Genomic DNA, 25,637 nt, shown 5'->3' with positions numbered 1-25,637 from the left:
TGGCGCGGCGTCGTGGCGACGCTTGTCTCGGCGGCGGGGTTCGGGCTCATACCCGTCTTCGCGTCCTACGCGTACGGCACGGGCATGTCGGTGACGACGCTTCTCATGCTGCGGTTCGCGATCGCCGCGGTGGTCTTCCTGGCGTGGCTGGGGCTGCGCGGCAGGTTCGGAAGGCCGACGGGGCGGCAGTGGGCGACCCTGGCGCTGCTGGGCGGCATGTACGCGACGCAGTCGCTGCTGTACTTCACCGCGGTGCAGCGCATCGCGCCCGCCCTGGCCGCGCTGCTGCTGTACCTGTATCCGGGACTCGTCTCCGTCCTGACCGCGGTGGTCGACCGCGCCCGGCCCGGCTGGGCCGTCGTCGGACCGATCCTGGTCTCGCTGGCGGGGCTGGTCCTCGTGGTCGGCAGGCTGGACGCGGAGCTCGACCTGCCGGGCGTGCTCACGGCCGTCGGGGCCGCCGTCGCCTACGCCTGTTACATCGTCCTGGGCAGCCGGGCGTCGGCGGAGCTCTCGCCCACGGTCACCAGCGCCTACCTGTCGATGTTCGCCACGGGCGCCTTCGCGCTGCTCGGGCTGGCGCTCGGCAGTCTGGACCTCGGCTTCGCGACGGCGGGCTGGGGGTGGGCGGCGGCGGTGGCGGTGGTGTCGACGGTGCTCGCGATCGCGCTGTTCTTCGTCGGGGCCACGGCGCTCGGCCCGGTCAGGGCGTCGATCCTCAGCATGCTGGAAGCCGTCGTCGCGGTGGTGGCCTCCTGGCTGCTGCTGGGCGGGACCCTGTCGTGGTCGCAGCTCGCGGGCGGCGTCGTCGTGCTGGCCGGCGCGCTCTGGGGCATCCTGGCGAGCTCGCCGCCCCAGGACCGGCTCACGACTGCTTCAGACGCGCCTGCAGGCCGTCGAGGAAGCAGGTCAGCCCGAAGTCGAAGTTGAGCGCGCTGGCGGTGTTCTGGTCGACGTTCTCGTACTCCTTGTAGCGGGCCAGCAGGTCGGGGTAGTCGCCGGCGGCCTGCTCCATCGTCTCCGCCATCGCCGCCACCATCTCCGGGGCGCTCATCCCCGCACTGTCGACGATGGTCCTCCAGGTGATCTCGGGCGTGGTCGAGCCCAGCACGTAGGCCATCAGGGTGGAGGAGGCCCGGTCCAGCGCCATGCCCTCGAAGCCCGCCATCTTGAAGGTGTTCATCAGTCCGGCGGAAAGGCGCATGGCGTTCGGGCCGAGGGTCGGCATGCTGCCGATGAGCACGGTCGACCAGGGGTGCGCGAAGAGCACCTGGCGCACGCCGTAGGCGAAGACGGAGGCCGCGTCCCGCCAGTTGGTCACCTCGAGGTCGGGTAGCGGGATCTCGCCGAAGACCTCGTCGAGGACGAGTTCGAGCAGCTCGTCCTTGTTGGCCACGTGCCAGTAGATGCTCGTGGCCCCCGCGCCGAGCTTGCCGCCCAGGCGGCGCATGCTCAGGGCGTCCATCCCCTCGGCGTCGAGCAGTTCCATGGCCGCGCGCACGATCTGCGCTCGGCTCAGCGTGGGGCTCTTGGCAGGACGCGCCTCGCGGGTCCATACCGAGGTTAGGGGCTGCTTCACCCCTCAAGCATAAGTCCGATAATACGGTGTTCGAGAATATCGTACGGCGTGCGAGGCCGATCGCTCCTCCCGGAATGGGCCCTCTGGTCCACCCTCGCGCCATCCGGCGGTGAGAGGACTGTCACGGAAGCGTTTCAAAAATTCATGTATTTCAGATTGTTTTAGTGGGAAATATGAGTAACGATGGTCGTAGCTCGGGAGGGGAACCTGGGGGGTGCTCCACCCGAACATCCTGTACGGCTTGCGCCAACCGTCGCAGGGCGCAAGCCGTGCAGGCCCTCGTTCGCCGGAACGAGGTTCTGACAACCTGACGGCTTTATAGGGCATATCCCGACATGTTGTCGGTAGGAGCATCTGGCGGCACCCGGGATACTCAATGTATGTCGGACCTTCTTGCACGCCACCGTGCGGTTATGCCCAACTGGGTGGCCCTCTACTACAACGAGCCCATTGAGATCGTCGGCGGCAAGGGCAACCGGGTCGTCGACGCCTCAGGCAAGACCTATCTGGACTTCTTCGCGGGCATTCTGACGAACATGATCGGGTACGACGTGCCCGAGGTGCGCGAGGCCGTCGAGAGGCAGCTCGCCACCGGTGTGGTGCACACCTCGACGGTCTACCTGCTCCGCGGCCAGGTCGAGCTCGCCGAGAAGATCGCCAGACTCTCCGGCATCGAGGACGCCAAGGTCTTCTTCACCAACTCGGGCACCGAGGCCAACGAGACCGCGCTGCTGCTGGCGACCTACGCGCGCAGGTCCGACCAGGTCCTCGCCATGCGGCAGAGCTACCACGGCCGCTCGTTCGGCGCGATCAGCGTGACCAGCAACCGTTCCTGGAAGAACAACTCGCTGTCGCCGCTGAACGTGCACTTCCTGCACGGCGCCGACCGGAGCCTCACCCAGTTCCGCGGCCTCTCCGACGCCGACTACATCGCGGCGTGCGTCGACGACCTGCGCCACGTGCTCGCCACCTCCGTCGGGGGCGACGTCGCCGCGCTGATCGCCGAGCCGATCCAGGGCGTCGGCGGCTTCACCATGGCGCCGGACGGGCTGTTCGCCGCCTACAAGGAGGTCCTCGACGAGCAGGGCATCCTGTTGATCTCCGACGAGGTGCAGACCGGCTGGGGCCGTACCGGCTCGGCGTTCTTCGGCATCCAGAACCACGGCGTCACGCCGGACATGATGACCTTCGCCAAGGGCCTCGGCAACGGCTTCGCGGTCGGCGGCGTCGTGGCGCGCGGCGACCTGATGGACGGCCTCCACGCGGTCGGCCTGGCCACCTTCGGCGGCAACCCGATCTCCATGGCCGCCGCCAACGCGACCCTCGACTACGTGCTCGACCACGACCTGCAGGCGAACGCGGCCAGGACCGGAACCCTGATCATCGACGGGCTCCGCGAGGCCGCGCCGCGCCTGCCGATCGTCGGCGACGTCCGGGGCAAGGGCCTGATGTTCGCCGTCGAGCTGGTCGACCCGGCGACCGGCGAGCCCTCCCCGGCGCTCGCGGCCCGGTTCATGGAGGAGACGAAGAAGGCCGGTCTGCTCGCGGGCAAGGGCGGGCTGTACGGCAACGTGCTGCGGATGGCCCCGCCGCTCACCCTGACCCAGGACGAGGCCGCGGAGGGCCTCGGGATCATCGTCAACGCACTCGAAGTCATCAACGCTGAGGTCGTCTCGTCGTGAAGAACGTCACCCACTGGATCGCCGGAGCCCCCGTCGAGGGCACAGGCCGTACGTCCGAGATCTTCAACCCCGCGACGGGCGAGGTCGGCGGGCGAGTCCACCTGGCGTCGGCGGCCGAGGTCGACGCGGCCGTGGCCTCCGCGCTGGCCGCCTACCCCGCGTGGCGGGACTCCTCGCTGGTCAAGCGCTCGCAGGTGCTGTTCCGCTTCCGCGAGCTGATGTACGCCAACCGTGACGAGCTGGCCCGGCTCATCTCCGCCGAGCACGGCAAGGTCCACTCGGACGCGCTGGGCGAGGTCGCCAGGGGCCTGGAGGTCGTCGAGTTCGCCTGCGGCATCCCGCACCTGCTCAAGGGCGGCTTCTCCGAGGGCGTCTCCACCCGCGTCGACTCCTACTCCATCCGCCAGCCGCTGGGCGTCGTCGCCGGGATCACCCCGTTCAACTTCCCGGCCATGGTGCCGATGTGGATGTTCCCGATCGCGATCGCCTGCGGCAACGCCTTCGTCCTCAAGCCGTCGGAGAAGGACCCGTCGGCCTCCCTGCTGATGGCCTCGCTCTGGAAGGAGGCAGGGCTGCCGGACGGCGTCTTCAACGTGGTCCAGGGCGACAAGGCGGCGGTCGACCGGCTGCTGGAGCACCCGGACGTGCGGGCCGTGTCGTTCGTCGGCTCGACGCCCATCGCCAGATACGTCTACGAGACCGGCACCTCCCACGGCAAGCGGGTCCAGGCGCTGGGCGGGGCCAAGAACCACATGCTGGTGCTCCCCGACGCCGACCTCGACCTCGTCGCGGACGCCGCGGTCTCGGCGGGCTTCGGCTCCGCGGGCGAGCGCTGCATGGCGATCTCCGTCGTGCTGGCGGTCGACCCGGTCGGGGACGAGCTGGTCGACAAGATCGTCTCCAGGGTCTCCGCGCTGACCGTCGGCCCCGGCGACGACCCCGCCTCGGAGATGGGGCCCCTCGTCACCGAGGTCCACCGCGACAAGGTGGTCTCCTATCTCGACCTGGGCGTCTCCGAGGGCGCGAAGCTCGTCGTCGACGGCCGCAGGACCCAGGTGCGCGGCGGAACGGCGGCGGAGGAGACCCCTGGCTTCTGGCTCGGCCCCACGGTCCTCGACCACGTCCCGGCGGGTTCGCGGGTCCACCGGGAGGAGATCTTCGGCCCGGTCCTGGCGATCGTGCGCGTGTCCTCGTACGAGGAGGGGCTGGAGCTGATCAACGGAGGCGAGTTCGGCAACGGAACCGCCGTCTTCACCAACGACGGCGGCGCCGCCAGGCGCTTCCAGAACGAGGTCGAGGTCGGCATGATCGGCATCAACGTGCCGATCCCGGTGCCGATGGCCTTCTACAGCTTCGGCGGCTGGAAGGCCTCGCTGTTCGGCGACACCCACGTCCACGGGACCGAGGGCGTGCACTTCTACACCCGGGGCAAGGTCGTCACCTCGCGCTGGCTCGACCCGAGCCACGGCGGCGTCAACCTCGGGTTCCCGACCAACAGGTAGTCCGTCCGCGTCCGGAGCCCCGCGGGAGCCTTCCGCGGGGCTCCGCCGTTCCCGCGGCGGGCCGGGGAGGCGGGGGGAACGGAGGGCGGGCAGGGAAGAGGGAACGGGGAGAACGAAAGGCGGGCGGGGAAGTCGGACGGGAAGGGCCACGCGACCCACGGGAGAGGACCGGGCGGAGGGACGGCCGGTAGGCTGACAGATCGATAGCGGCGTCGAAGGGGACTTCGTGGGCAGGTACAGGTTCCGCCGTGCACACCTCGGCACGCTGGCCGGCGCTCTGACGCTCGCCGTCTGCGCCCGCGTGGGGGTGGAGGCCGCCGTCGAGCGGGCTCCCGCGTCCCCGGCCTCCCGGCCTTCCGCGCCTTCCCCGTCCTCCCCTTCGAGCTCGCCCACGGGGTCGCCCGGCTCCAGCCCCGACGGCTCCGGTCCCAGCCCGGCGCCCTCGGCGTCGATCGGCAAGGCCGAGGGAACGCTCCAGGTGCTCACCTTCCAGGGACACGTCGAGTACGGCGGAGCCACCTCGAGCGCCGACTGGGTCTCGCCCTTCGAGAAGCTGACCGGATGCAGGATCTCCAGACTCGACCGGGTGCGCACGAGCGAGGAGATGGCCGACAAGCTCCGCGGCGCCTCCTACGACGTCGTCTCGCCCTCCCCGGATCTGGCCGGGCGGCTGGTGGCGGAGGGCGAGGTCGTGCCGCTGGACACCGGCCTTCTGCAGTTCTACAAGGACATCCCCAGGCGGCTGCGTGAGTCGCCCGCGACGCGTGGCGGGGACGGCGAGGGCAGGGTCTACGGCGTCCCCTTCCTGTGGGGGGTCAACCAGGTCATGTACGAGGGGGCCGAGCCCGAGGGGCCGGACGCCCTGTACCGGACGGAGCGGGCGGCGATCAGGAACACCCCGCTGGGCATCGCGGACGCGGCCCTCGCGCTCAGGGAGACCCAGCCCGCGCTGGGGATCAAGGATCCCTTCCAGCTCACCGCCGCCCAGCTCGACGCCGCGGAGAAGCTGCTCGCCGAGAAGAACGGGCCGCAGCGGATCTACTGGCAGAGCTCCCTCGACGTGATCCAGGCCTTCGCGACGGGAGAGGTGCGGCTCGCCCAGGCCCTGCCGTACCACCTCGACCTCTTCCGGCGCGCGGGAAGGCCGGTGAAGGAGATGAAGGCGAAGGCGATGACCGGCTGGGTCGACTCCTGGATGGTGGGAGCCGACGCCCCCAGTCCCAACTGCGCCTACAAGTGGCTCAACTGGGTCTCCTCGGCGGACACGCAGCGCGCGGCGGCCGCCTGGACGGGGCTCGCCCCGGCCAACCAGAAGGCGTGCGACGGGGACGCCAGGCGGCTGTGCGAGATCTACCACGTCCGTGACGACCGTTGGCTCCGGCGCGTTCTCTTTGCCGTCCGCCCGACGAAGGATTGCGGAGGGCTTGGCGGGGAATGCACTGATTACCCCGAATGGGAAAAAGGGTGGAAGAGCCTGGTGAAGTGAACGAGGGCCCGTGACCCGAGCCTGACAGGCCGCGGGCACGCCCATGCCCCCGCTGGGCGTGGCCCGCACGGGCGCTCCGGTGAGTCCCCCGACGCCGGAGCGCCTCTCCATTTCTCCAGGCATGTCTGCCTGACCTTGGAAAATCCGCGTTTTCCGTAGCGATGATCACTGTCAACGATGGATTCGGTGGTGATGTCATGCCACCTCTATCGACTGGTCGACCAGTCAGTGGATAATATCCGGCCATGAGAATCCTTCTTGTGGGAGCGGGCGGAGTGGGCTCCGCCGTCGTGCCGATCGCGGCGCGCCGAGATTTCTTCGAACACATCGTGGTGGCCGATTCCAAACAGAGCCGCGCCGCCGACGCGGTGGCCAAGGTGGGCGACCCGCGCTTCAGCGCCGTCGGGCTGGACGCCTCCGACCAGGGCGCGGTCGAGGCCGCCCTGGCCGAGCACCGCTGCGACGTGCTCTTCAACGCCGTGGACCCGCGTTTCACCATGCCCCTGTTCAGGGCGGCGCTCAACGCGGGGGCGCGTTACCTGGACATGGCGATGTCGCTGTCACGGCCCCATCCCGGCAGGCCGTACGAGCTGACCGGGGTCAAACTGGGCGACGAGCAGTTCGCGCTGGCGCAGGCGTGGCGCGACAGGGGCGGCCTCGCGCTCGTGGGCATGGGGGTCGAGCCGGGCCTCGCCGACGTGTTCGCCCGCTACGCGGCCGAGCACCTCTTCGAGAGCGTCGAGGAGATCGGCGTCCGCGACGGGTCGAACCTCGTGGTCGAGGGTTACGACTTCGCCCCCACCTTCTCCATCTGGACGACCATCGAGGAGTGCCTCAACCCCCCGGTGATCTGGGAGGACGGAGGCTGGCACACCACCGAGCCGTTCAGTGAGCCCGAGGTGTTCGACTTCCCCGAGGGGATCGGCCCCGTCGAGTGCGTCAACGTCGAGCACGAGGAGGTCCTGCTCGTGCCGCGCTGGATCGACGCCAAGCGGGTGACGTTCAAATACGGCCTCGGCAAGGAGTTCATCGGCGTCCTGAAGACCCTGCGCAAGCTGGGTCTCGACAACGCGGGCAAGATCCGGGTCGGCGGGGTCGAGGCCTCGCCGCGCGACGTGGTCGCGGCCAGCCTGCCCGATCCGGCCACGCTCGGCGACCGGATGCGCGGCAAGACGTGCGCGGGCACCTGGGTGAAGGGCGTCGGCAAGGACGGCAGGCCGCGCGAGGTCTACCTGTACCACGTGGTCGACAACGAGTGGTCGATGCGGGAGTACGGCTGTCAGGCGGTGGTCTGGCAGACCGCGGTGCACCCGGTGGTCGCGCTGGAGCTGCTGGCCGCCGGAGTCTGGTCGGGCACCGGGGTGCTCGGCCCCGAGGCGTTCGACGCGGTGCCCTTCCTCGAACTGCTCAACGCCTACGGCTCGCCCTGGGGCATGCGGGACCAGACCCGCGAGGTGCTCCTGTCCGCCTGAGCCCGCGGTTCCCGGCCGCCCCGTCGGGGGCGGTCATGGGGCTCGGCGACGCCCGGAGGCGGCCGTGACACCGAAGGCGCGGTTGCGGCGCCGAGGGAGGGACTTCGGGACAGGAACGGGAAAGGCGCGCGAAGGTGGACGGAGGGCGGGAGACGGCTCGGGCGGCGGCTCGGTCGGCGGGGTCAGAAGAAGGCCACGCGGCGGGGGAGGTGGTAGACGTTCTCCTCCGGTTCCTGGATCAGCGCGTCCGCGCACTCGGGGCAGGCGAACAGCGAGCTGTTGTCGGGCAGGCGCCCGATCCTGGTCCGCGGCCTGGGCCACTTCTTGTGGCAGGCCACGCAGGCGTCGCCCTCACGCTGGGCCCGCGTCAGCCCCTCGGGGTCGAACGTCGTGGTGATCTGCGCCGTCCTGGTGTGCCGCCAGTCCATCACGCCTCCCGTCTTGATCGCGAAGTCTCATATCGGAACCGTTATAACGCTGTTGCCGTCCGTGATCGCTGTGGTGGATGTCAAGGGGTGGTTAAATCACTGCCTGTGCCCGTTCCGTAACACATTAAAAAGGGCACACGGCCTCAAGCCGGGTGCCCCTTTTGGGATGATCTAAACCATCAGATCTCGCTGATGACCTTCTCCAGGATCGCCAGGCCCTCTTCCAGCAGGTGGTCGGGCATGACGAGCGGCGGAAGGAAACGCAGAACGTTTCCGTACGTGCCCGCGGTCAGCACGAGCAGGCCCTCCGCGTGGCACCGCTTGGCGATCTCGCCCGCCGCCGTGGGGTGCGGGTCCTTGGTGCCGGGGACGACCAGCTCGATGGCGATCATGGCGCCACGGCCGCGCACGTCGCCGATCACCGGGTTCCTCTCGGCGATGGCCCGCAGCCGGGGGAGCATGACCTCGCCGATGCGACGGGCCTTGCCGGTCAGGTCCTCGGCCTCGATGGTCTCCAGCACGCCCAGCGCCGCCTCGCAGGCCAGCGGGTTGCCGCCGTAGGTGCCGCCCAGGCCGCCGACGTGGACCTTGTCGAGGATCTCCACGCGTCCGGTGACGGCCGACAGGGGCAGGCCGCCGGCGATGCCCTTCGCGGTGACGATGATGTCCGGGACGACGCCCTCGTCCTCGCAGGCGAACAGGTCGCCCGTACGGGAGAAGCCGGTCTGGACCTCGTCGGCGATGAAGACGATGCCGTTCTCCCGGCAGAACTCCGCGATCCTCGGCAGGAAGCCCTTGGCGGGCTCGATGAAGCCGCCCTCGCCCGCGATCGGCTCGATCACGACGGCGGCCACGTTCTCCGCGCCGATCTGCTTGCTGATCTGGTCGATCGCCTGGGCCGCGGCCTCCTCGGCGCAGTTCTCCGCGCCCGTGGGCCAACGGAAGGGGTAGGCCAGCGGCACCCGGTAGACCTCGGGGGCGAACGGGCCGAACCGGTGCTTGTACGGCATGCTCTTGGCCGTCAGAGTCATCGTCAGCAGGGTGCGGCCGTGGTAGCCGTGGTCGAACACGACGACGGCCTGACGCCCGGTGGCGTGACGCGCCACCTTGATCGCGTTCTCCACCGCCTCGGCGCCGCTGTTGAGCAGGAAGGTGCGCTTCTCGTGGTCACCGGGCGTGAGCTCGTTGAGCTTCTCGCAGACCTGGACGTAGGACTCGTAGGGCGTGACCATGAAACAGGTGTGGGTGAAGTCCGCGGCCTGCCTGCTCACCCGCTCGACCACGCGCGGGGCGGAGTTGCCGACGCTGGTCACCGCGATGCCGGAGCCGAAGTCGATCAGTGAGTTGCCGTCCGCGTCGACGACCACGCCGCCGCCGGCGTGCGTCACGAAGACAGGCAGCGTGGTGCCGATGCCCGGCGGGACGGCGGCCTGCTTGCGCGCGAACAGCTCGCGGGACTTCGGGCCGGGAATCTCGGTGACGACCCGGCGCTCCTGGGGGAGCGAGGGGCCGCCCTGCGTGACGGTGCTCATGCTGTGACGGTATGTCGCGCATGCCGCTGTAAGGATGATGCACTATGGCAAAATTGTCAGCGGCACTGTCGCCGTAACGTACAAATCGGGGGTGGTCGTGGCGCCGACACTCCGCACCGTCGTGCGGCGTCTGCCGCTCAAGCTCGGCGTGCTCGCCGGGCACGACGCCCTCGACAGACGGGTCCGCTGGGTCGCGGTCAGCGAGCTGGAGGACCCCACCCCGTTCCTCGAGGGCGGCGAGCTGGTCCTCACCACGGGCATGCGTCTCGACGCGGGCAACGCGGGCCCCTACGTCGCCAGGCTCGTCGACAGGAAGGTCACCGGGCTCGGTTTCGGCATCGGCCTCGGGCACGAGGAGATCCCGGCGGAGCTGGTCGAGGCGGCGGCGGAAGCGGGACTGCCGCTCATCGAGGTGCCCCGCGACACCCCGTTCGTCGCCATCAGCAAACTGGTCAGCGACCTGATCGCCGCCGAGCAGTACGACGAGATCAGCCGTGCCTTCGCCGCCCAGGGACGGCTGACCCGCGCCGCGCTCCGTCCCGAGGGGGCCGCCGCGGTGATCGACCGCCTGGCCCACGAGCTCGGCGGCTGGGCCGTGCTGCTCGACGAGGCGGGAGCCGTACGGCACGCCGCGGGGGAGGGCGCGGCCGACGTCACGGGCCTGATGCCCGAGCTGGGGCGACTGAGAAGGCCGGCGGGCCGGGGCGCGCCCGCCAGCCTGGCGTTGTCGACCCCCGGGCGGCACGTCGTCGTGCAGCCGCTCGGCGCCCGTCGCGTCAGGGGGTTCTTCGCGGTCGGCCTCGGCAGGCCGTTCACCCCGGTCGCGCACACCGTGGTCAACGCCGCCGGATCGCTGCTGACGCTCGCCATCGAACACGGCAGGGAGCATCTGAGCGCCGAGCGCAGGATCCGTTCCGCGGTGCTCAGGCTGCTGCTCGCAGGCCAGGCCGAGGCGGGGAAGGAGACCCTGGAACTGCTGGGGGAGGCGCTGCCCCCGGGACCGCTGGTCGTGCTGGCCGCGGGCGGAGACCCGGAGGCGGTGTTCGAGGCGGTGGGGGAGGGGTTCGCGGCCGCCGACGCGGACCGGGTCGTGGTCGTCGTCGCGGCGGCCCGCGCCGAGGACACGGTCTCCGCGCTCAGGGAGCACGGCCCGGTCGGGGTCGGCGCCCCGGTGGACGCCGGCGACCTCCGCGCCGGGCTCGACCAGGCGGACCGGGCGCTCGCCTCTGCCAGGCGCAACGCCGAACGCGTGATGCGCTTCCCCGACCTGGCGGGTCAGGGCCTGCTCTCCCTGCTGGACCCGGAGGCGGCGGAGGCGTTCTCCTCCGCGCTGCTCGCCCCGCTCCGCGAGTACGGCTCACGCGCGGACCTGCTGGAGTCCCTGCGCGCCTACCTCGCCTGCAACGGGCACTGGGACGCGGCGGCCCAACGGCTCGGCGTGCACAGGCACACCCTGCGTTACCGCATGCGCCGCGTCGCCGAGCTTCTCGGCCGCGACCTCGACGACCCCGCGGCCCGCGCGGAGCTCTGGATCGCGCTGGCCGTGACGGGGTAGCGGACGGCTTCCCCGGGCTTGCTCGGGCTTCCCCGAGGTTCGCCGACGAAGCGGCGGGAGTCTCCTCAGGATCTCTCTGCCAGGTAGCGGGAGATGGTGGCGTAGGTCACCGCGTCGTAGGTCTGGCTGTCGCGCAGGTGGCCCGCGCGCTCCAGGCCTATGGCTCCCTGGGCGGCGGCCCAGAGGGCGTCGGCGATCTTCCTGGGCTGTGTCGGGATGATGTACCCCGCCGAGATGCAGTCGGCGATCACCCGGTCGAGGACGTTGAGCGCGGCCCTGGCCAGGGTTCTGGCCCGCTCGCTCGGCACGAAGCCGGGGATCGCCCGCTCGAACATGAGGGCGTAGTAGCCGGGCTCGGCCAGCGCGGCCTCCCGGTAGGCGGGGCCGAGCGCGGTGAGGTGCTCCAGGGCGTTCTTACGCGGCGGCACGGCCTCGAGGCGTCGCCGGAACCGCTCGAACCCCTCGAGGTAGAGGGCCTCGGCCAGGCCCTCCTTGCTGCCGAACATGGTGTAGATGACGGTCGTCGAGCACCCGGCCTCCGCGGCGATCCTGCGCATGGACAGGCTCTCGGGGCCGACGGTGACGAGAAGCTGGCTGGCCACGTCGAGCAGCTTGCCGCGAAGTTCGTCCTGACCCGCCCGCTCGCCGAGAAGATAGGCACCCTGCAGCCCGCGCGGCGCCGGTGAGGTCATGCGGCCACGCCCTTCCGCTGTGGGGGAGTTGCAAACGGTGACTTAGCCAGGGCGAAGATCGTTCAAACCGTCGCCATATAAGAAATATCCATAAAGCGCCCTGTTTCCGTTACAACCACGGGGGAGATTATTTTTATGCGATACGGCGCATCCCCGCAAGGGTCTTGTGCGAAGTGGAGTAACGCCTCGTCCTGACGGGTGGCATACCGTCTGAGCCATGGACGTGCGCCCCTTCTGGCTCGCCGGCCGCCCCGCCACAGGGGACGCCGAGCTCACCGTGACCAACTCGCATGACGGCCGTGTCGTCGGCGTCTGCTCAGTGCCGACGGCCGACCAGGTCGAGGAGGCCGTCGCCGCCGCCGAGGCGGTGCGCAAGCAGGCCGCCGCGCTCCCCATCCACGTGCGGGCCGAGGCCCTCGCCCACGTCTCGCGCCGCCTGGCCGAGCGGTCCGAGGAGATCGCCCAGCTGATCATGGAGGAGAACGGCAAGCCGATCTTCTGGGCCCGCGGCGAGGTCAACCGCGCGATCTCCACCTTCAGGTTCGCGGCCGAGGAGACCCGCCGTCTCAGCGGCGAGGCCATGCGTCTCGACACCGAGGCCGCCTCCGCGGGCCGCCTCGCCTACGTCTCGCGCGTCCCGCACGGCACGATCCTGGCGATCACGCCGTTCAACTTCCCGCTCAACCTGGTGGCCCACAAGGTCGCCCCGGCCATCGCGGTCGGCGCGCCGGTCATCGTCAAGCCCGCTCCCGCGACGCCGCTCTCCTCCCTGGTGCTCGGTGAGATCCTGGCCGAGACCGACCTGCCCGAGGGCATGTTCTCCGTGCTCCCCGTGCCGAACGACCGCGCGGCGTCCCTGGTCGAGGACCCCCGCCTCCCGGTGGTCTCCTTCACCGGCTCCGGCCCCGTCGGCTACGCGATCATGGAGCAGGTGCCGCGCAAGCACGTCACCCTGGAGCTCGGCGGCAACGCCGCCGCGGTCGTGCTCGCCGACGCCGACCTCGACTGGGCCGCCTCCCGGGTGGCGCTGTTCTCCAACTACCAGGCGGGCCAGAGCTGCATCGCGGTCCAGCGGGTGATCGTCGAGGAGTCGGTGCGCGAGGAGTTCCTCGCCAAGCTGGTTCCGGCCGTCGAGGCCCTGGTCACCGGGGATCCCGCCGACGACAGGACCCAGGTCGGGCCGCTCGTCTCGGTCGAGGCGGCCGAGCGCGTCGAGCAGTGGGTCAAGGAGGCCGTCGCGGCCGGCGCCCGGCTGCTGGCGGGCGGCACCCGTGAAGGCGCGACCGTCGCCCCGACCGTGCTCGCCGACGTCCCGCAGGACGCCAAGGTCTCCTGCGAGGAGGTCTTCGGCCCCGTGATGATCGTCCAGTCGGTCTCCGGCGTCGACGAGGCCTTCGCGGCGGTGAACGACTCCAAGTTCGGCCTGCAGGCCGGGGTGTTCACCCGCAACCTGGACATCGCCTTCCGGGCGAACCGCGAGCTGGAGGTGGGCGGCGTCATCATCGGAGACGTCCCGTCCTACCGCGCCGACCAGATGCCCTACGGCGGCATCAAGGACTCCGGCGTCGGCCGCGAGGGCGTCCGCTCGGCCATCGCCGACTTCACCTACGAGAAGGTCATGGTCCTGACCGGCGTGTCCCTGTAGGAACCGCGGATCGTGCACGGCCCGCCCCCGTCGCCCCGGGGAGCGGGCCGTGCCTCTGCCGTGCCTCTGCCGTGTCCCGCCGCCTCCTGGGCCTCGGGGGCTCTCCGGGGACCGGGCGACGCGGTCACGACCTCTCCGACACGGCGTAGAGCCGCCTGGCGGTCTCGCCGAAGTAGGGGCCGTACATGGTGCCCCGGTCGTCGCTGTACTTGAAGCTGCTCACCGAGGTCACCGTGCCGCGCCCGGTGGCGGGGTCGAAGCCGCTCAGCCAGGGGCCGCCGCTGGATCCCGCGGTCATGTCGCAGCGCAGCCCCTGGTCGCCGGTCTGACCGTGCGGGTCGGCGCGGACCGGGCCCGCGCAGTACACCAGGCTCTCCCCGTCGTACGGCGCGTCGGCGGGGAAGCCGAAACCGTGGGCCTGGCGGCCCCTGGCCCCGCCGAAGGCGATGTCCTGCGCGCCCGCGACCTCGGCCAGGTGCCTGCCGCCGCGTCGGTTGACCGCCACCATCCCGACGTCGTAGCTGTCGTCCGCGTCGCGCGCCCACGGGCCCGCGACGAACATGCGGCGGGCGGTGAACTGCCCGTACGGCTGGCGTCCCCGGTCGTAGCCGGGCACGAAGGCCCAGTTGTCCGCCCACGCGCCCGCGCCGTCCTTGACGCAGTGCCCCGCGGTCACCACGAGGTCCCTGTTGGCGCTCCTGACCGAACTCGCGGAGCACACGAAGTCGACCCCGTCGAGGGTCAGGAACACGCGCCCTGTCGTGCGGGCGACCCACCCGCCCGAGTTCCAGCGGGCGCCGCTGACACGGGCGCGCCCGCGCCGTACGGGGGCGGAGGCCCCGACCGGCCTCCCGGTCACGGCGGCGGGCACGCCGGGTGAGGCGGCCCCCGCGACCCTCTTGGGCGGGGCGGCGGGCCCGCCGGGTGCCGCAGGTGCGGCGGGCGCGGCGGGCGCGGCGACGTCCGGCTCGCGGCGGACGGCGCGGGCCGCCGTGCCCAGCGTCCCGGTCACCGTCCCGAGCAGGTCGATCGGAACGGCGGCGGCCATCCGGCGAGGGGTCCAGTAGCTCAGCACGCGACGCTGGTCGTGGACGTCGCGGGCGGCCGTGTGCTCGACGATGTCGGTCCTTGTCGACGACGCCCTTCCCGGGGCCGCGACCGCGCCCCCTTCGGCCGGTGCGGCGGACCGGGCGAGGGAACGCGCGACCTGCTGCCTGTGCTCGGTGGCCGTCGTGCCGGGTGTGGAGGCACCCATCAGCCCGGCGACGAGCGCGACACCTGCGAGCAGGGGGAGGCTCGAAGTCATGAGACCCGAGTTTGCACTACGAGATGTGTTCTTGTGACTACTTTCGGTAAATCTCAGGGGGTGCCGGTGTCCTGCGCGGCGTCGTAGACGGCCTGCGCGTCGGTCCCGAAGTAGGGGCCGAACATCCAGCCGCCCTCCGAGCCGTACTTGAAGCTGTTCACCGAGTTGAGCGTGCCCAGCCCGGTCCTCTCGTCGAACCCGGTGAACCAGGGGCCGCCGCTCGACCCGCCGGTCATGTCGCAGTTCAGGCCGATGTCGCGGGACATCATGAAGTCGTCGAACGTCCTGCCGCTGCAGTAGACCAGCTTGGAGCCGTCGTAGGGGCTCGCGGCCGGATAGCCGAAGGAGTGCATCCGCTGCCGCCTGGGCTGGTTGAAGGAGACGCCCTGGCCGCCGACCACGTCGGTCAGCGACCTGCCGTTCAGCGGAGCCAGCACGGCGGCGGCCACGTCGTGGTCGATGTCCTCGCTGTCGTTCCACTGCGGGGTCGTGTAGAGCGTGGTCGCGACCCAGGTGCCGTAGGGACGCTCGCCGTTCTCGTAGCCGGGGACGAACACCCAGTTGGAGTGGAAGGCGCCGCCCATCCGCACGCAGTGGCCCGCCGTGATCACGGTGCTTCTGTTCCTGCTGGTCACGGCGTTGGCCGAGCACGAGGCGTTGCGGCCCTTGTAGGTGAAGAACACCCGTCCGACGGTCCTGACGACCGCTCCCGCGCGGGTCCACGGCGCGCCGGTGGAGGCGCGGGCGGCCGAGGGCGTCCTGGCGGCGGCGACGCTCTCTCCGCCGGGAGAGGACGCCGGGACGGAGACGGGGGCGGCGGAGGGAGAAGGAGAGGCCGAGGGGGCGTGTGCTCCCGTCGCGGTCGAGCCGGTCGCCGTCGCCGTCGCCGTCGTCGCCGTCCCGGTGGCGGCGGTGAACGTGACGTCGTTCTTGCCGGGGGCGAGGGCGTCGAGCGGCTTGGCCGCCTCCATCCTCGCCTCCGTCCAGTAGTTCCTGACGGAACGCTGCTCCGGCCTGGTGTCCGCGGCCTCCTTCTCGACCGGGTCCGGGGAGACGGACGCGGCCGGGGGCGTGGAAGCCGCCGCCGCGGCGCCGTGGGCGACCGCCGTGGAGAGCAGGGAGCCTCCCGCGGCGAGCGTGAGGATGGGGACCAGGCGTGCCGTACGGCGCATTTGTACCTCCCGAGACTTGATGCTGGGTCGGGAAGCTAGTGCGCTTCATGTCCGCATTTCTCAAGACTTACAAGTATTGATATAGCGAAATCCAGACTTAAGTACTGCTTTTTATCGGGCGTTCCACCGGCCACAGATTCCGGGGCCGGTTCGAGGAGGGGACGCGACCCGGGAGAATGGGGCCGTGCAGTCAGACACCACGCGCTCCGTCGCCCTGCTCGGCTCGACCGGCTCCATCGGGACCCAGTCCCTCGACGTCATCGCCCGCACCCCCGGCCTGTTCCGGGTGGCGGCCCTCGCCGCGGGAGGGGGCAGGGTCGACCTGCTGGCCCGCCAGGCGGCCGAGTTCGGGCCGGACGTCGTGGCCGTCGCCGACGCCTCCGCCCTGCCCGCGCTGCGGGAGGCCCTGGCGGCGCGCGGGGTGACCGCCAAGGTCCTGGCGGGGCCCGAGGGGGTCGCCGAGGCCGCGGCGTGGCCGTCCGACGTGGTCCTCAACGGCGTCACCGGGGCGCTGGGGCTGACCTCGACGCTGGCCGCCCTGGAGGCGGGCAGGGTGCTGGCCCTGGCCAACAAGGAGTCGCTGATCGTCGGCGGACCGCTGGTGAAGCGGCTGGCCAAGCCGGGGCAGCTGATCCCGGTCGACTCCGAGCACTCCGCGCTCGCCCAGTGCCTGTGGGCGGCGGGGCCGAGCGGCGCCGACGCGTCCGCCGTACGGCGGCTGGTCGTCACCGCCAGCGGCGGCCCCTTCCGCGGCAGGTCCCGCGCCGAGCTCGCGGACGTGACCCCGGAGCAGGCCCTGGCGCATCCGACCTGGTCGATGGGGCCGGTCATCACGGTGAACTCCGCCACACTCGTCAACAAGGGCCTGGAGGTCATCGAGGCCCATCTCCTCTTCGACATCGGCTTCGACCGGATCGACGTCGTGGTGCACCCGCAGTCGATCGTCCACTCGATGGTCGAGTTCGTCGACGGCTCGACCGTCGCCCAGGCGAGCCCGCCCGACATGCGGCTGCCCATCGCCCTGGCCCTCGGCTGGCCCGGACGGGTCCGGGACGCCGCCCCCGCGGTCGACTGGACCAGGGCCGGCGTCTGGACCTTCGAACCGCTCGACGACGAGGCCTTCCCCGCCGTCGAGCTGGCCCGCCACGTCGGCTCGGAGGGCGGCACGGCCCCCGCCGTGTACAACGCCGCGAACGAGGTCTGCGTCGACGCCTTCCTCGCGGGGCGGCTGCCGTTCCTCGGCATCGTGGACACCGTGGCCGCGGTGGTCTCCGAGCACACCGTGACCGGCGCCGACACGGTCGATGAGGTGCTCGGCGCCGACGAGTGGGCGCGCATTCGTGCCCGGGAGCTCACGGCGACTGCCTAGACTGGGAGCGTCGTCGACTCTTCAAGGGCTGAAAATGACTTCTGTTGCTCTCGGGATCCCGTCCGTAAGGACCAGGCCGATCGCCGAGCGACGCAAATCCCGTCAGATCATGGTTGGTTCCGTTCCGGTCGGCGGTGACGCGCCGGTCAGCGTGCAGTCGATGACCACCACGCTCACCGCGGACGTCAACGCCACGCTCCAGCAGATCGCCGAGCTGACCGCGTCGGGCTGCCAGATCGTCCGGGTCGCCGTGCCGTCCCAGGACGACGCGGAGGCGCTGCCGATCATCGCGAGGAAGTCCCAGATCCCGGTGATCGCGGACATCCACTTCCAGCCGAAGTACGTCTTCGCCGCCATCGAGGCGGGATGCGCGGCGGTCCGGGTCAACCCGGGCAACATCAAGAAGTTCGACGACAAGGTCGGCGAGATCGCGAAGGCGGCGGCCGACCACGGCGTGCCGATCAGGATCGGCGTCAACGCCGGCTCGCTCGACCCCCGGCTGCTGCAGAAGTACGGCAAGGCCACGCCCGAGGCGCTGGTCGAGTCGGCGCTGTGGGAGTGCTCGCTGTTCGAGGAGCACGGCTTCCGGGACATCAAGATCTCGGTCAAGCACAACGACCCCGTCGTGATGGTGCAGGCGTACCGCCTGCTCGCCCAGAGGTGCGACTACCCGCTGCACCTGGGAGTGACCGAGGCGGGCCCGGCCTTCCAGGGCACGATCAAGTCGGCGGTGGCCTTCGGCGCGCTGCTGTCGGAGGGGATCGGCGACACCATCCGGGTCTCGCTGTCGGCTCCGCCGGTGGAGGAGGTCAAGGTCGGCGCCGCGATCCTGGAGTCGCTGAACCTCCGCGAGCGCGGCCTGGAGATCGTCTCCTGCCCCTCGTGCGGCCGCGCCCAGGTCGACGTCTACACCCTGGCCGAGCAGGTCCAGGCGGGCCTGGCCGGGCTGAAGATCCCGCTGCGGGTGGCCGTGATGGGCTGCGTGGTCAACGGTCCCGGTGAGGCGCGTGAGGCCGACCTCGGAGTCGCCTCCGGCAACGGCAAGGGCCAGATCTTCGTCAAGGGCGAGGTCATCAAGACCGTCCCCGAGTCCCAGATCGTGGAGACCCTCATCGAGGAGGCTCTGCGGATGGCCGAGGAGATGGGCGTGGAGATCGACCTCGACGACGAGGACGCCCCCGGTCCCGAGGTCGTCGTCCGCTAGGACCCCGCCCCCGCGCCTCTTCCGTCCCCGTGGTCGCGGGCGACGCCGGGCGCGGTCGTCCGTAATCGCGTTGCGGTCCTCCTCGCTCACGGAGCAGTGTTCTGAACGTGATCGGAATACGTGTTCTGGAAACGGATGACTGGCCGCTGTGGCGTGAGCTGCGGCTGGCGGCGCTCGCCGAGGCGCCGTACGCCTTCGCGTCGACGCTGGCGGCCTGGCAGGGAGAGGGCGACCGCGAGGAACGCTGGCGGGGCCGCCTGGAGATGCCCGGGTCGCACAACGTCGTCGCCGTCCTCGACGGCCGGCCGGTCGGGATGGCCAGCGGCGTCCCGGCGGAGGCGGCGGACGTCGTGGAGTTGATCTCGATGTGGGTCGGCCCCGCGGCCCGGGGCCGGGGGGTGGGAGACCGCCTGATCGAAGAGATCGAACGGTGGGCGGTGCGCAGGCGGGCCAGGACGTTGCGGCTGGCGGTGACGCCGGGGAACGGCGCGGCCGTGGCGCTCTACGAGCGCCACGGCTTCGAGGACACCGGGGAGCCGGGCGACCTGCTGGCCGACGGTGTGAGCAGGGAAGTGCTCATGGCGAAGACCCTGGACGCCGGGTGAGAGCGCCGGCGTAGGGCCGGTCTCTCGGGAGATCCCGCAGGCGTGCCCGTGCGCGGGATCTCCGAGGCGGGCGGCCGGACGCTCGGAGACGCCGCCGGTGGTCAGCCCGCGGCCGACGTGGGCCTTCGCGCGTCCACCTCGATCTCGATCTTCATGCGGGGGTCGGAGAGGCCGCACACGAGCATCGTCGCGGCCGGACGGACCTCGCCGAAGCGGCGGCGCAGGGCAGGCCAGCACGGCTCGAAGTCCGCGCGGTCGGGCAGCAGGTAGCGCACGCGGACGACGTCGGCGAACGAACAGCCCGCCTCGGTCAGCGCCGCCTCGATGTTGCGCAGGCACTGCTCGGCCTGCTCGACCACGTCGTCGGAGATCGTCATCGTCGTGTAGTCGAAGCCTGTCGTCCCGGACACGTGCACCCGGTCGCCGTCGACCACCGCCCGTGCGTAACCGATCTCCTCTTCGAAGGTGGAACCACTCGAGATCGCGTATCGCTCTGTCATGGGGTGAACGGTAGACAGGCGGCCGTGAGCGACCAAACGTGGGGTGCGCGACGGAGCGGACGGAATGCCGACGCCTGGATCGCAGGAATAGGCCTACCTTTTACTGGTGAAATCTTGGGTATATAAGTACAAAAGTCGGGAAAATATCTGCTCTCGGGTTTTTGGGTATTTAGCGGGAAAGTCGGGGGAGACGTCATGGGTTGCCTGTTCGCGGCGTTCGCAGGGCTTTTTCCGCGCTTTGGCGTGTTCGTCATCTGGCTGGCGCGACCGGCGCTGGTCAACGCGGCTTTCGACACATGGATCTGGCCCCTGCTCGGCCTGATCTTCCTGCCGTTCACGACGTTGATGTACGTCATCCTGTACACCCCCGGCGTCGGGCTGAGGGGAGGGGACTGGTTCTGGATCGCTCTGGCGGTCGTGCTGGATCTGTTGCAGTGGGGGAGCGCCGCGAGCCAGCGCCGCCAGATCCCCCGCTATCCCCGGACCTGACCGCGCGCCGCCGACCGGGAGGTCTCCCGCCGGCGCTCCCGGACGACCCCGCCTCCCCGTAGGGCGGCTTCTCGCTCCCCGGCTTCTTTGGCCGTTCCCCTCTCCTGGGCCTCCCCGCCGTCGCCTTCCCGAGCTCTCGCGCGGCCTTTCGCGCGGCGGCACGAGCGGATCCACCGGGTCGTCGTGCCCGTCGTCGGCGCGTCGGCGACGCCGTGCCCTTTCGCGTGTCGCGGGACGACGGCGTTCGGCCGGCGGGACGGCCGACCGAACCGGGCCGCGCCCGGCGGGGAGAAACCGTTTCCGCCCCGTCGTCTTCACCCGCTCGCCGCACGTTTTCCCAGTCAGTGGAGTTGTTCGATTGTTCGATTGTTCATCCGTTTGTTTGTCCTCCGGGCACCGTCGAAACCGAACAAAACATACGGGATATCACTGGATCAGCGGTTGGCACGAGCGACCCGCCCGACTGATCCGAGCACGTGGCCGGTACGGCCGGCGGCGGACCGGACGCCGGCGGTGAGCGCGTCAGCCGACACCATCCGCGAAAGGAGGTGAAGTTCGATGCGCGCTTACGAGCGTCCGACCCTGGTTCGCGCCGGCGGTTTCCGGGCCAAGACCCGGCTCAAGCCGGGTCCCTGGTGGGAGTGGATCGGTCCGAACTACCTGACCGACTGACAAGCCCGGCTCGTCGGGTGAAGGCGACGGCGCGCGGCGTTCTCACGCCGCGCGCCGTCCATCGGTTTCCCGCCGTCCGTCGTCTTCCCGGCGGAACCGCCGTCCCCGGCGGGGCGGACGGCACGGCCGCCCACCGTGGTCTCAGCTCAGGAGGAGTGCACCAGCGTGTCCCAGATGAAGATCCCATGGTTCGTCGTGCTTCCGGACACCGATGATGGTTTCGCCGTGGTCGAGCGGCTTCGTGACCGGTACGTCGACGTCGCAGAACTGACGCACGCCTCCGGCCGCCCCTGGCTCGTCGGCCGGTGGGACGACGAACGGCTGTCGGTCGGCCGCGCGGGAGACAGCGCGGTCGCCGTCCTGGGCGAGCACGCCGTGACCGGCGAGTGGCTCGCGGCCAGGGCGGCCGAGGTGGCCCGCGGCGGGCGGCTCGGCGACCTCCGCGCCAGGATCGCGGGCAGTTTCCACCTCGCCGCCTCGCATGACGGGGTCACCACGCTGTACGGCGACGCGACGGGAATGCGGCGCGTCTTCCACACCGAGGTCGCCGGGCTGCAGGTGGCGGGCGACCACGCGAACGTGCTGGCCGCGCTGTCCCACGGCTCCGTCGACCCCGCGCGGATCGCCTCCCGGCTGCTGTTCACGGCGCCGCCGTGGCCGCTGGGCTGGGAGTCGGTCTGGACGACGGTACGGGCGGTGTGGCCGGGCCACGCGGTACGGCTCGACAGGCAGGGACGCGCGCGGGAGGAGAGATGGTGGTTCCCGCCGCCCGCCGAGCTGTCACGGGCCGACGCCGCGGCGGCCCTGCGCGCGGCGCTCCGGGAGGCGGTGCTGGTCCGCGCCGCGCCGGGACAGACCGTCGCCGCCCACCTGAGCGGCCTCGACTCCAGCTCGCTGGTCTCGTTGGCGACACGGGAGGGGGCCGACGTCGTCGCACTGACCACGGCCCAGCCGGACACCCTGGACGAGGACGTCGAGTGGGCGGCGCGCACGGCCGAGGAACTGCGGCGCTCCGGGTACGGCCTGCGCCACGAGGTCCTCGCCGCCGACGAGGTGCCGCTGGTCTACGACGGCATCCTGACGGCCCGCGACTCGTTCGACGAGCCCTTCCTCGCCCAGCACAACCGCGAGCCGTACCGCCACATCCTCATGCGGGGGGAGCGGCACCGGCCCCGCGTGCACCTGGTCGGTTTCGGCGGCGACGAGATGTGCTCCAACTCCTACCAGTGGCTGCCCCGCCTGCTGCGCAGCCGGCCGCGGCTCGGTTTTCGCCACCTGCAGGCCATCACGGCCAAGCACCGGTGGTCGTGGACGCGCGTGGTGCGCAGCATGCTCACCGCGGGAACCTACGCCGCGTGGCTGAGGGAGGCCGCCGACCGGCTTCCCAACCACGACGTCGACATGAGCAGCGCCGAGTTCGGGTGGGGCGCGTTCCCCGCGCTGCCGACGTGGCTCAGCGCCGAGGGGATCGGCATGGTCCGCGACGAGATACGGCGTGCCGCCGCGCTGGACCCGGTCCTGGACGCCGACCGGGGCATGCACACCACGCTGGCGTCCATCCACTCCGGCGCGCAGTCGACGCGCGGCTTCCAGCAGATCTCGGCGGCGGACGGAGCCCTGACGAGCGCCCCGTTCTTCGACGACCGGGTGATGGACGCCGTGCTGTCGGTACGGCTGGCCGACCGCTACGACCCGGGAAAGTACAAACCCATCCTGGTCGAGGCCATGCGGGGGATCGTCCCCGACGTCACCCTGACCAGGACGACGAAGTCGCACACCCCGGCGAACGCGGTCCTGGGCAGCAGGAGACACCGCGACCAGATCATCGGGATCGTCGAGGACTCGGAGCTGGCGCGGCTCGGGATCGTCGACCTGGCGAGGCTGCGCAGGACGTGCCACGGTCCCGTCGACGTGGAGACGTTCTCGCTGAGGCTGGAGCCGACCATCGCCTGCGAGATCTGGCTGCGCAACCAGCTCGAAAGGGAGAACACCTCCACCGGCGGCCGGCGTTCCGGCGCCCCGGACTGACCTCGACACCTCCTGGAGCCGACCATGACCATGCCCCAGACCATCTCCATCGACCCCGCCTCGCTGTCCTGGCGGGATCGGCTGTTCGCCAGGGTGGCGGTCTTCGTCGCGAGAAGACTCGAGAAACAGTCGCCGATCAGGATCCAGCGGGTCCTGCGCCGTCTGCGGCGCGGGGCGCGGCCCGCCCGGTACGGCGAGGCGAGCCGGGCGCGTTCGGTGGTCGTCAGGACGAGCTGGGCCTGCAGCGGACCGAACGGATGCCTGCCTCGCGCGCTGGCCACGACGATCCTGTGCCGGATGTGGGGCTGCTGGCCGACCTGGTGCGTCGGCGCGCGTGTCACGCCGCCCTTCGGGGCGCACGCGTGGGTGCGCGCGGAGGGGCGCGACGTGGACGAGGACCTTCCCGAGGACTACCTGCGGGTTCTCGTGGAGGTGGGACCCGATGGACACTGAGGTCTCCGGCCTCCACGACGCCCTGCCCGGCGGAGGGGCGGAACCCGACTTCCCGATGGCGCGCGGATGCCCCTACCACCCGCCCCCCGGCTACGCGAGACTGCGCGCGCACGGACCCCTGGCCCGGGTGACGCTGGCCGGAGGACGTCCCGCGTGGCTGGTCACCGGGCACGCCGAGGTGCGGGCGCTGCTGGCCGACTCCAGGATCTCCGCGGACGTCACCGACCCCCGGTATCCCGAGCTGGAACACATACCGCCCGACCTCAGGGTCGCCCCCGAGGCGCTGCGGGAGTCCCAGTCGTTCGTCCAGATGGACCCGCCCGAGCACGGCGTCCACCGCCGGATGCTGAGCAGGGAGTTCGGGCCCGGCCGCGTCTCCGCGCTCCGGCCGGTGATCCAGCGGGCCGTCGACCGGCTCCTGGACCGGCTGCTGTCCGAACGGCCGCCCGTCGACCTGGTGCCCGCGTTCGCCGCCGCCCTGCCCGCCCTGGTGCTCACCGAGATCCTGGGGGTGCGGGGCGCGCGGCGGGCGGTCTTCTACGAGTGCCTGAGACGGGGCGACCGGGGGCTGGGAGAGCTGCGGCCCCATCTGGAGCGGTTGCTGCTCGCCGAGGACGACGGGGAAGTGGGCTCCGGCCTGCTCGGTGACCTGGTCGCGAGGATGCGCGCCGGTGAGCTGACCTACCGCAGGACGCTCTCCACGGTGATGATGCTGCTGGTCGCCGGGCACGAGACCACCGAGAACATGATCGCACTGGGTGTGCTGACGCTCCTGGAGCATCCGCGGCAGCTGCGCCGGATGCGGGACGACCCGTCCCTTCTGCCGGACGCGGTCGAGGAGCTGCTGCGCTACCTGTCCATCGCCGACGTCCTGCTGCGGGTGGCGAAGGCCGACGTCGAGCTGGCGGGCTCGACCATCCGCGCGGGGGACGCGGTCGTCCTGTCGACCGCGGCCGCGAACCGCGACGGGGAGGCGTTCCCCGACCCGGACGTCCTCGACCTGTCCCGGCGGGCCAGAGGCCAGGTGGCCTTCGGGCACGGCCCCCACCTGTGCCTGGGGCAGCACCTCGCCAGGCTAGAGCTCGAGGTGGCCCTGGGGACGCTGTTCGAGCGCGTCCCCACCCTGCGGCTCGCGACGCCCGTGGAGCGGCTGCCCGCCAAGCCTCCGCTCAGCCTGCAGGGGGTGACCGAGCTCCCGGTCACCTGGGAGACGGGGACGCGGGCCGGGACAGGGGCGGGGACAGGGGCGGGGACGCGAACCGGTTCCGAGGCGAAGGAGGTGAGGGCGTGTCCGGTGTCCCAGGCGTGAGGCTCTGCGTGCCGGCGCTGATGACGGCGACCACCCTGGTGGTCGACCCGGTGGCGAACGAGGTGGTGGCCAGGATCCCGGTGGGCGCCACGCCCTTCGGCGTCGCGGCCTCCCCGGACGGCGGGACGGTGTACGTGGCGAACTTCCACGACGGCACGCTCTCCGTCATCGACTCCGGCACGTGGGCCGTCACCGCGACGGTCGCCGTCGGCAGCGGGCCCGGAGGAGTCGCCGCCGCGCCGGACGGCCGCCGCCTCTACGTCACCAACTACAACGGCGACGACGTCTCCGTGGTCGACACGGCGAGCGGGGCGGTGATCCGTACGATCCCGGTCGGCCGCAACCCCGGCAACCCGGCCGTCAGCCCGGACGGCCGCCGCCTGTACGTGACCAACTTCGAGGGCGGCGACGTGTCGGTGATAGACACGGCCGCGGGCGCCGTCACCGCCGTCGTCCCGACCGGCGTCAACCCCAACGGCGTCGTCGTGGCACCGGACGGCGCGCGGGTGTACGTGACCAACTCCGCCAACTCGGGCGGGACCAGCAGCGTCAGCGTCATCGAGACGGCCACCGACTCGGTCGTCGCGACCGTCGCCACGGAGTCCGGGCCCTTCGGGGTCGTGGTCACCCCGGACGGCGGGCGCTGCTACGTCACGAGCTACTACTCCGACGTCGTGGTGGCCCTCGACACCGCCGGTGCGGCCGTCGGGGCCGTGATCGGCGTCGGTGAGAGACCGGAGAACCTGGCGATCGGCCCGGACGGCCGCCACGTCTACGTGACGAACCGCGAGAGCAACGACATCTCCGTCATCAGCACGGAGACCGACACGGTCGTCTCGACCATCCCGCTGGACGTCAACCCGGGAGGGATCGCCGTGTGCGTGCCCCTCCTGACCCCGGTGCCGTGACCGGGGCGCGCGCCGGCGCCGATCCGCTCGGCGTCGCCGAGGGCGCCGG

General features: G+C 71.2%; 23 protein-coding genes. 16 read left to right on the top strand and 7 right to left on the bottom strand.

Going from position 1 to position 25,637, the window contains the following annotated elements; translation table 11 throughout:
* Positions 1-12 precede the first annotated feature (12 nt).
* Positions 13-930: an EamA family transporter gene (locus tag PKF00_RS38715; protein ID WP_271222724.1), complete on the top strand. Its 918-nt coding sequence runs from the start codon at positions 13-15 to the stop codon at positions 928-930.
* On the opposite strand, the gene PKF00_RS38710 is transcribed toward PKF00_RS38715, so the two are convergent.
* Positions 866-1,579: a TetR/AcrR family transcriptional regulator gene (locus PKF00_RS38710; protein WP_271222723.1), complete on the bottom strand. Its 714-nt coding sequence runs from the start codon at positions 1,577-1,579 to the stop codon at positions 866-868. The two genes, PKF00_RS38715 and PKF00_RS38710, sit on opposite strands and share 65 nt — an antisense overlap.
* A 380-nt stretch (positions 1,580-1,959) precedes the next feature.
* On the opposite strand from PKF00_RS38710, the gene PKF00_RS38705 reads away from it, so the two are divergent.
* The 4 genes from PKF00_RS38705 to PKF00_RS38690 all read left to right on the top strand — a co-directional run bounded on the left by PKF00_RS38705 (position 1,960) and on the right by PKF00_RS38690 (position 7,721).
* Positions 1,960-3,261 (top strand): aspartate aminotransferase family protein, encoded by a 1,302-nt coding sequence (locus tag PKF00_RS38705; RefSeq protein ID WP_271222722.1) that lies wholly within the window; start codon positions 1,960-1,962, stop codon positions 3,259-3,261.
* Positions 3,258-4,763 carry a CoA-acylating methylmalonate-semialdehyde dehydrogenase gene (locus PKF00_RS38700; protein ID WP_271222721.1) on the top strand — a complete coding sequence of 502 codons (1,506 nt, stop codon included), beginning with the start codon at positions 3,258-3,260 and terminating at the stop codon, positions 4,761-4,763. Before PKF00_RS38705 ends, PKF00_RS38700 begins: the two co-directional genes overlap by 4 nt.
* A gap of 226 nt (positions 4,764-4,989) precedes the next feature.
* On the top strand, positions 4,990-6,249 hold the full coding sequence (locus PKF00_RS38695; protein WP_271222720.1) for an extracellular solute-binding protein: 1,260 nt from the start codon (positions 4,990-4,992) through the stop codon (positions 6,247-6,249).
* 245 nt (positions 6,250-6,494) lie between these two features.
* The gene (locus PKF00_RS38690; RefSeq protein ID WP_271222719.1) at positions 6,495-7,721 is read left to right on the top strand and encodes a saccharopine dehydrogenase family protein; all 1,227 of its coding nucleotides are present in this window, start codon (positions 6,495-6,497) and stop codon (positions 7,719-7,721) included.
* A gap of 182 nt (positions 7,722-7,903) precedes the next feature.
* Here the strand turns inward: PKF00_RS38690 and PKF00_RS38685 are convergent, their stop codons facing one another.
* Together PKF00_RS38685 and gabT are read right to left on the bottom strand one after the other, a co-directional pair.
* Positions 7,904-8,149 carry a hypothetical protein gene (locus PKF00_RS38685; protein ID WP_271222718.1) on the bottom strand — a complete coding sequence of 82 codons (246 nt, stop codon included), beginning with the start codon at positions 8,147-8,149 and terminating at the stop codon, positions 7,904-7,906.
* Positions 8,150-8,328: 179 nt separating this feature from the next.
* Positions 8,329-9,681: a 4-aminobutyrate--2-oxoglutarate transaminase gene (gabT, locus tag PKF00_RS38680; protein WP_271222717.1), complete on the bottom strand. Its 1,353-nt coding sequence runs from the start codon at positions 9,679-9,681 to the stop codon at positions 8,329-8,331.
* Positions 9,682-9,778: 97 nt separating this feature from the next.
* Between gabT and PKF00_RS38675 the strand changes: the two genes are divergently transcribed.
* On the top strand, positions 9,779-11,236 hold the full coding sequence (locus PKF00_RS38675; RefSeq protein ID WP_271222716.1) for a PucR family transcriptional regulator: 1,458 nt from the start codon (positions 9,779-9,781) through the stop codon (positions 11,234-11,236).
* A gap of 65 nt (positions 11,237-11,301) precedes the next feature.
* Here the strand turns inward: PKF00_RS38675 and PKF00_RS38670 are convergent, their stop codons facing one another.
* A complete protein-coding gene (locus tag PKF00_RS38670) occupies positions 11,302-11,928 on the bottom strand; it encodes a TetR/AcrR family transcriptional regulator (RefSeq protein ID WP_271222715.1) in 627 nt (208 codons plus the stop codon).
* A 217-nt stretch (positions 11,929-12,145) separates the two neighbouring features.
* Between PKF00_RS38670 and PKF00_RS38665 the strand changes: the two genes are divergently transcribed.
* Positions 12,146-13,573, top strand: coding sequence for an aldehyde dehydrogenase family protein (locus PKF00_RS38665; RefSeq protein ID WP_271222714.1), 1,428 nt, complete (start codon positions 12,146-12,148; stop codon positions 13,571-13,573).
* A 124-nt stretch (positions 13,574-13,697) separates the two neighbouring features.
* Here PKF00_RS38665 and PKF00_RS38660 read toward each other — a convergent pair whose 3' ends face one another.
* The gene (locus PKF00_RS38660; RefSeq protein ID WP_271222713.1) at positions 13,698-14,879 is read right to left on the bottom strand and encodes a trypsin-like serine peptidase; all 1,182 of its coding nucleotides are present in this window, start codon (positions 14,877-14,879) and stop codon (positions 13,698-13,700) included.
* A 53-nt stretch (positions 14,880-14,932) separates the two neighbouring features.
* Positions 14,933-16,051 (bottom strand): trypsin-like serine peptidase, encoded by a 1,119-nt coding sequence (locus PKF00_RS38655; RefSeq protein ID WP_271222712.1) that lies wholly within the window; start codon positions 16,049-16,051, stop codon positions 14,933-14,935.
* 184 nt (positions 16,052-16,235) lie between these two features.
* Here PKF00_RS38655 and dxr point away from each other — a divergent pair, with 184 nt between their 5' ends.
* From dxr to PKF00_RS38640, 3 genes are all read left to right on the top strand, one after another.
* Positions 16,236-17,420, top strand: coding sequence for a 1-deoxy-D-xylulose-5-phosphate reductoisomerase (gene dxr / locus PKF00_RS38650; RefSeq protein WP_271222711.1), 1,185 nt, complete (start codon positions 16,236-16,238; stop codon positions 17,418-17,420).
* 34 nt (positions 17,421-17,454) lie between these two features.
* Complete coding sequence (gene ispG / locus PKF00_RS38645) at positions 17,455-18,624, top strand: flavodoxin-dependent (E)-4-hydroxy-3-methylbut-2-enyl-diphosphate synthase (RefSeq protein WP_271222710.1); 1,170 nt, start codon at positions 17,455-17,457, stop codon at positions 18,622-18,624.
* 107 nt (positions 18,625-18,731) lie between these two features.
* On the top strand, positions 18,732-19,229 hold the full coding sequence (locus tag PKF00_RS38640; RefSeq protein ID WP_271222709.1) for a GNAT family N-acetyltransferase: 498 nt from the start codon (positions 18,732-18,734) through the stop codon (positions 19,227-19,229).
* 101 nt (positions 19,230-19,330) lie between these two features.
* On the opposite strand, the gene PKF00_RS38635 is transcribed toward PKF00_RS38640, so the two are convergent.
* Positions 19,331-19,729: a RidA family protein gene (locus PKF00_RS38635; RefSeq protein WP_271222708.1), complete on the bottom strand. Its 399-nt coding sequence runs from the start codon at positions 19,727-19,729 to the stop codon at positions 19,331-19,333.
* Positions 19,730-19,924: 195 nt separating this feature from the next.
* Between PKF00_RS38635 and PKF00_RS38630 the strand changes: the two genes are divergently transcribed.
* From PKF00_RS38630 to PKF00_RS38605, 6 genes are all read left to right on the top strand, one after another.
* Entirely contained in the window at positions 19,925-20,218 is a 294-nt protein-coding gene (locus tag PKF00_RS38630; protein ID WP_271222707.1) for a hypothetical protein, read from the top strand.
* A 558-nt stretch (positions 20,219-20,776) separates the two neighbouring features.
* Positions 20,777-20,890, top strand: a complete 114-nt coding sequence (locus tag PKF00_RS38625) for a keywimysin-related RiPP (RefSeq protein ID WP_271222706.1) — start codon at positions 20,777-20,779, stop codon at positions 20,888-20,890.
* Positions 20,891-21,064: 174 nt separating this feature from the next.
* Complete coding sequence (locus PKF00_RS38620) at positions 21,065-22,918, top strand: asparagine synthase-related protein (protein ID WP_271222705.1); 1,854 nt, start codon at positions 21,065-21,067, stop codon at positions 22,916-22,918.
* A 24-nt stretch (positions 22,919-22,942) separates the two neighbouring features.
* Positions 22,943-23,371, top strand: coding sequence for a lasso peptide biosynthesis B2 protein (locus PKF00_RS38615; protein ID WP_271222704.1), 429 nt, complete (start codon positions 22,943-22,945; stop codon positions 23,369-23,371).
* Positions 23,361-24,680 (top strand): cytochrome P450, encoded by a 1,320-nt coding sequence (locus PKF00_RS38610; RefSeq protein WP_271222703.1) that lies wholly within the window; start codon positions 23,361-23,363, stop codon positions 24,678-24,680. The genes PKF00_RS38615 and PKF00_RS38610 overlap by 11 nt, the downstream gene beginning before the upstream one ends.
* Positions 24,659-25,588 carry a YVTN family beta-propeller repeat protein gene (locus PKF00_RS38605; RefSeq protein WP_271222702.1) on the top strand — a complete coding sequence of 310 codons (930 nt, stop codon included), beginning with the start codon at positions 24,659-24,661 and terminating at the stop codon, positions 25,586-25,588. The genes PKF00_RS38610 and PKF00_RS38605 overlap by 22 nt, the downstream gene beginning before the upstream one ends.
* Positions 25,589-25,637 lie beyond the last annotated feature (49 nt).

It is taken from the genome of Streptosporangium carneum, assembly GCF_027922005.1.
In the GTDB taxonomy this organism is placed as follows: Bacteria; Actinomycetota; Actinomycetes; order Streptosporangiales; family Streptosporangiaceae; genus Streptosporangium; species Streptosporangium carneum.
The sequence above is the reverse complement of the archived record's forward strand: the minus strand, read 5'-3'. Positions and strand labels throughout refer to the sequence as shown.

Excerpts from the sequence above, each read along its gene's own strand:
- PKF00_RS38705 (WP_271222722.1), top strand. The coding sequence starts at position 1,960 with ATGTCGGACCTTCTTGCACGCCACCGTGCGGTTATGCCCAACTGGGTG.
- PKF00_RS38635 (WP_271222708.1), bottom strand. The coding sequence starts at position 19,729 with ATGACAGAGCGATACGCGATCTCGAGTGGTTCCACCTTCGAAGAGGAG.
- PKF00_RS38690 (WP_271222719.1), top strand. The coding sequence starts at position 6,495 with ATGAGAATCCTTCTTGTGGGAGCGGGCGGAGTGGGCTCCGCCGTCGTG.
- PKF00_RS38630 (WP_271222707.1), top strand. The coding sequence starts at position 19,925 with ATGGGTTGCCTGTTCGCGGCGTTCGCAGGGCTTTTTCCGCGCTTTGGC.
- PKF00_RS38660 (WP_271222713.1), bottom strand. The coding sequence starts at position 14,879 with ATGACTTCGAGCCTCCCCCTGCTCGCAGGTGTCGCGCTCGTCGCCGGG.
- ispG (WP_271222710.1), top strand. The coding sequence starts at position 17,455 with ATGACTTCTGTTGCTCTCGGGATCCCGTCCGTAAGGACCAGGCCGATC.
- PKF00_RS38625 (WP_271222706.1), top strand. The coding sequence starts at position 20,777 with ATGCGCGCTTACGAGCGTCCGACCCTGGTTCGCGCCGGCGGTTTCCGG.
- gabT (WP_271222717.1), bottom strand. The coding sequence starts at position 9,681 with ATGAGCACCGTCACGCAGGGCGGCCCCTCGCTCCCCCAGGAGCGCCGG.
- PKF00_RS38610 (WP_271222703.1), top strand. The coding sequence starts at position 23,361 with ATGGACACTGAGGTCTCCGGCCTCCACGACGCCCTGCCCGGCGGAGGG.
- PKF00_RS38670 (WP_271222715.1), bottom strand. The coding sequence starts at position 11,928 with ATGACCTCACCGGCGCCGCGCGGGCTGCAGGGTGCCTATCTTCTCGGC.
- PKF00_RS38615 (WP_271222704.1), top strand. The coding sequence starts at position 22,943 with ATGACCATGCCCCAGACCATCTCCATCGACCCCGCCTCGCTGTCCTGG.
- PKF00_RS38685 (WP_271222718.1), bottom strand. The coding sequence starts at position 8,149 with ATGGACTGGCGGCACACCAGGACGGCGCAGATCACCACGACGTTCGAC.
- PKF00_RS38655 (WP_271222712.1), bottom strand. The coding sequence starts at position 16,051 with ATGCGCCGTACGGCACGCCTGGTCCCCATCCTCACGCTCGCCGCGGGA.
- PKF00_RS38620 (WP_271222705.1), top strand. The coding sequence starts at position 21,065 with ATGAAGATCCCATGGTTCGTCGTGCTTCCGGACACCGATGATGGTTTC.
- PKF00_RS38665 (WP_271222714.1), top strand. The coding sequence starts at position 12,146 with ATGGACGTGCGCCCCTTCTGGCTCGCCGGCCGCCCCGCCACAGGGGAC.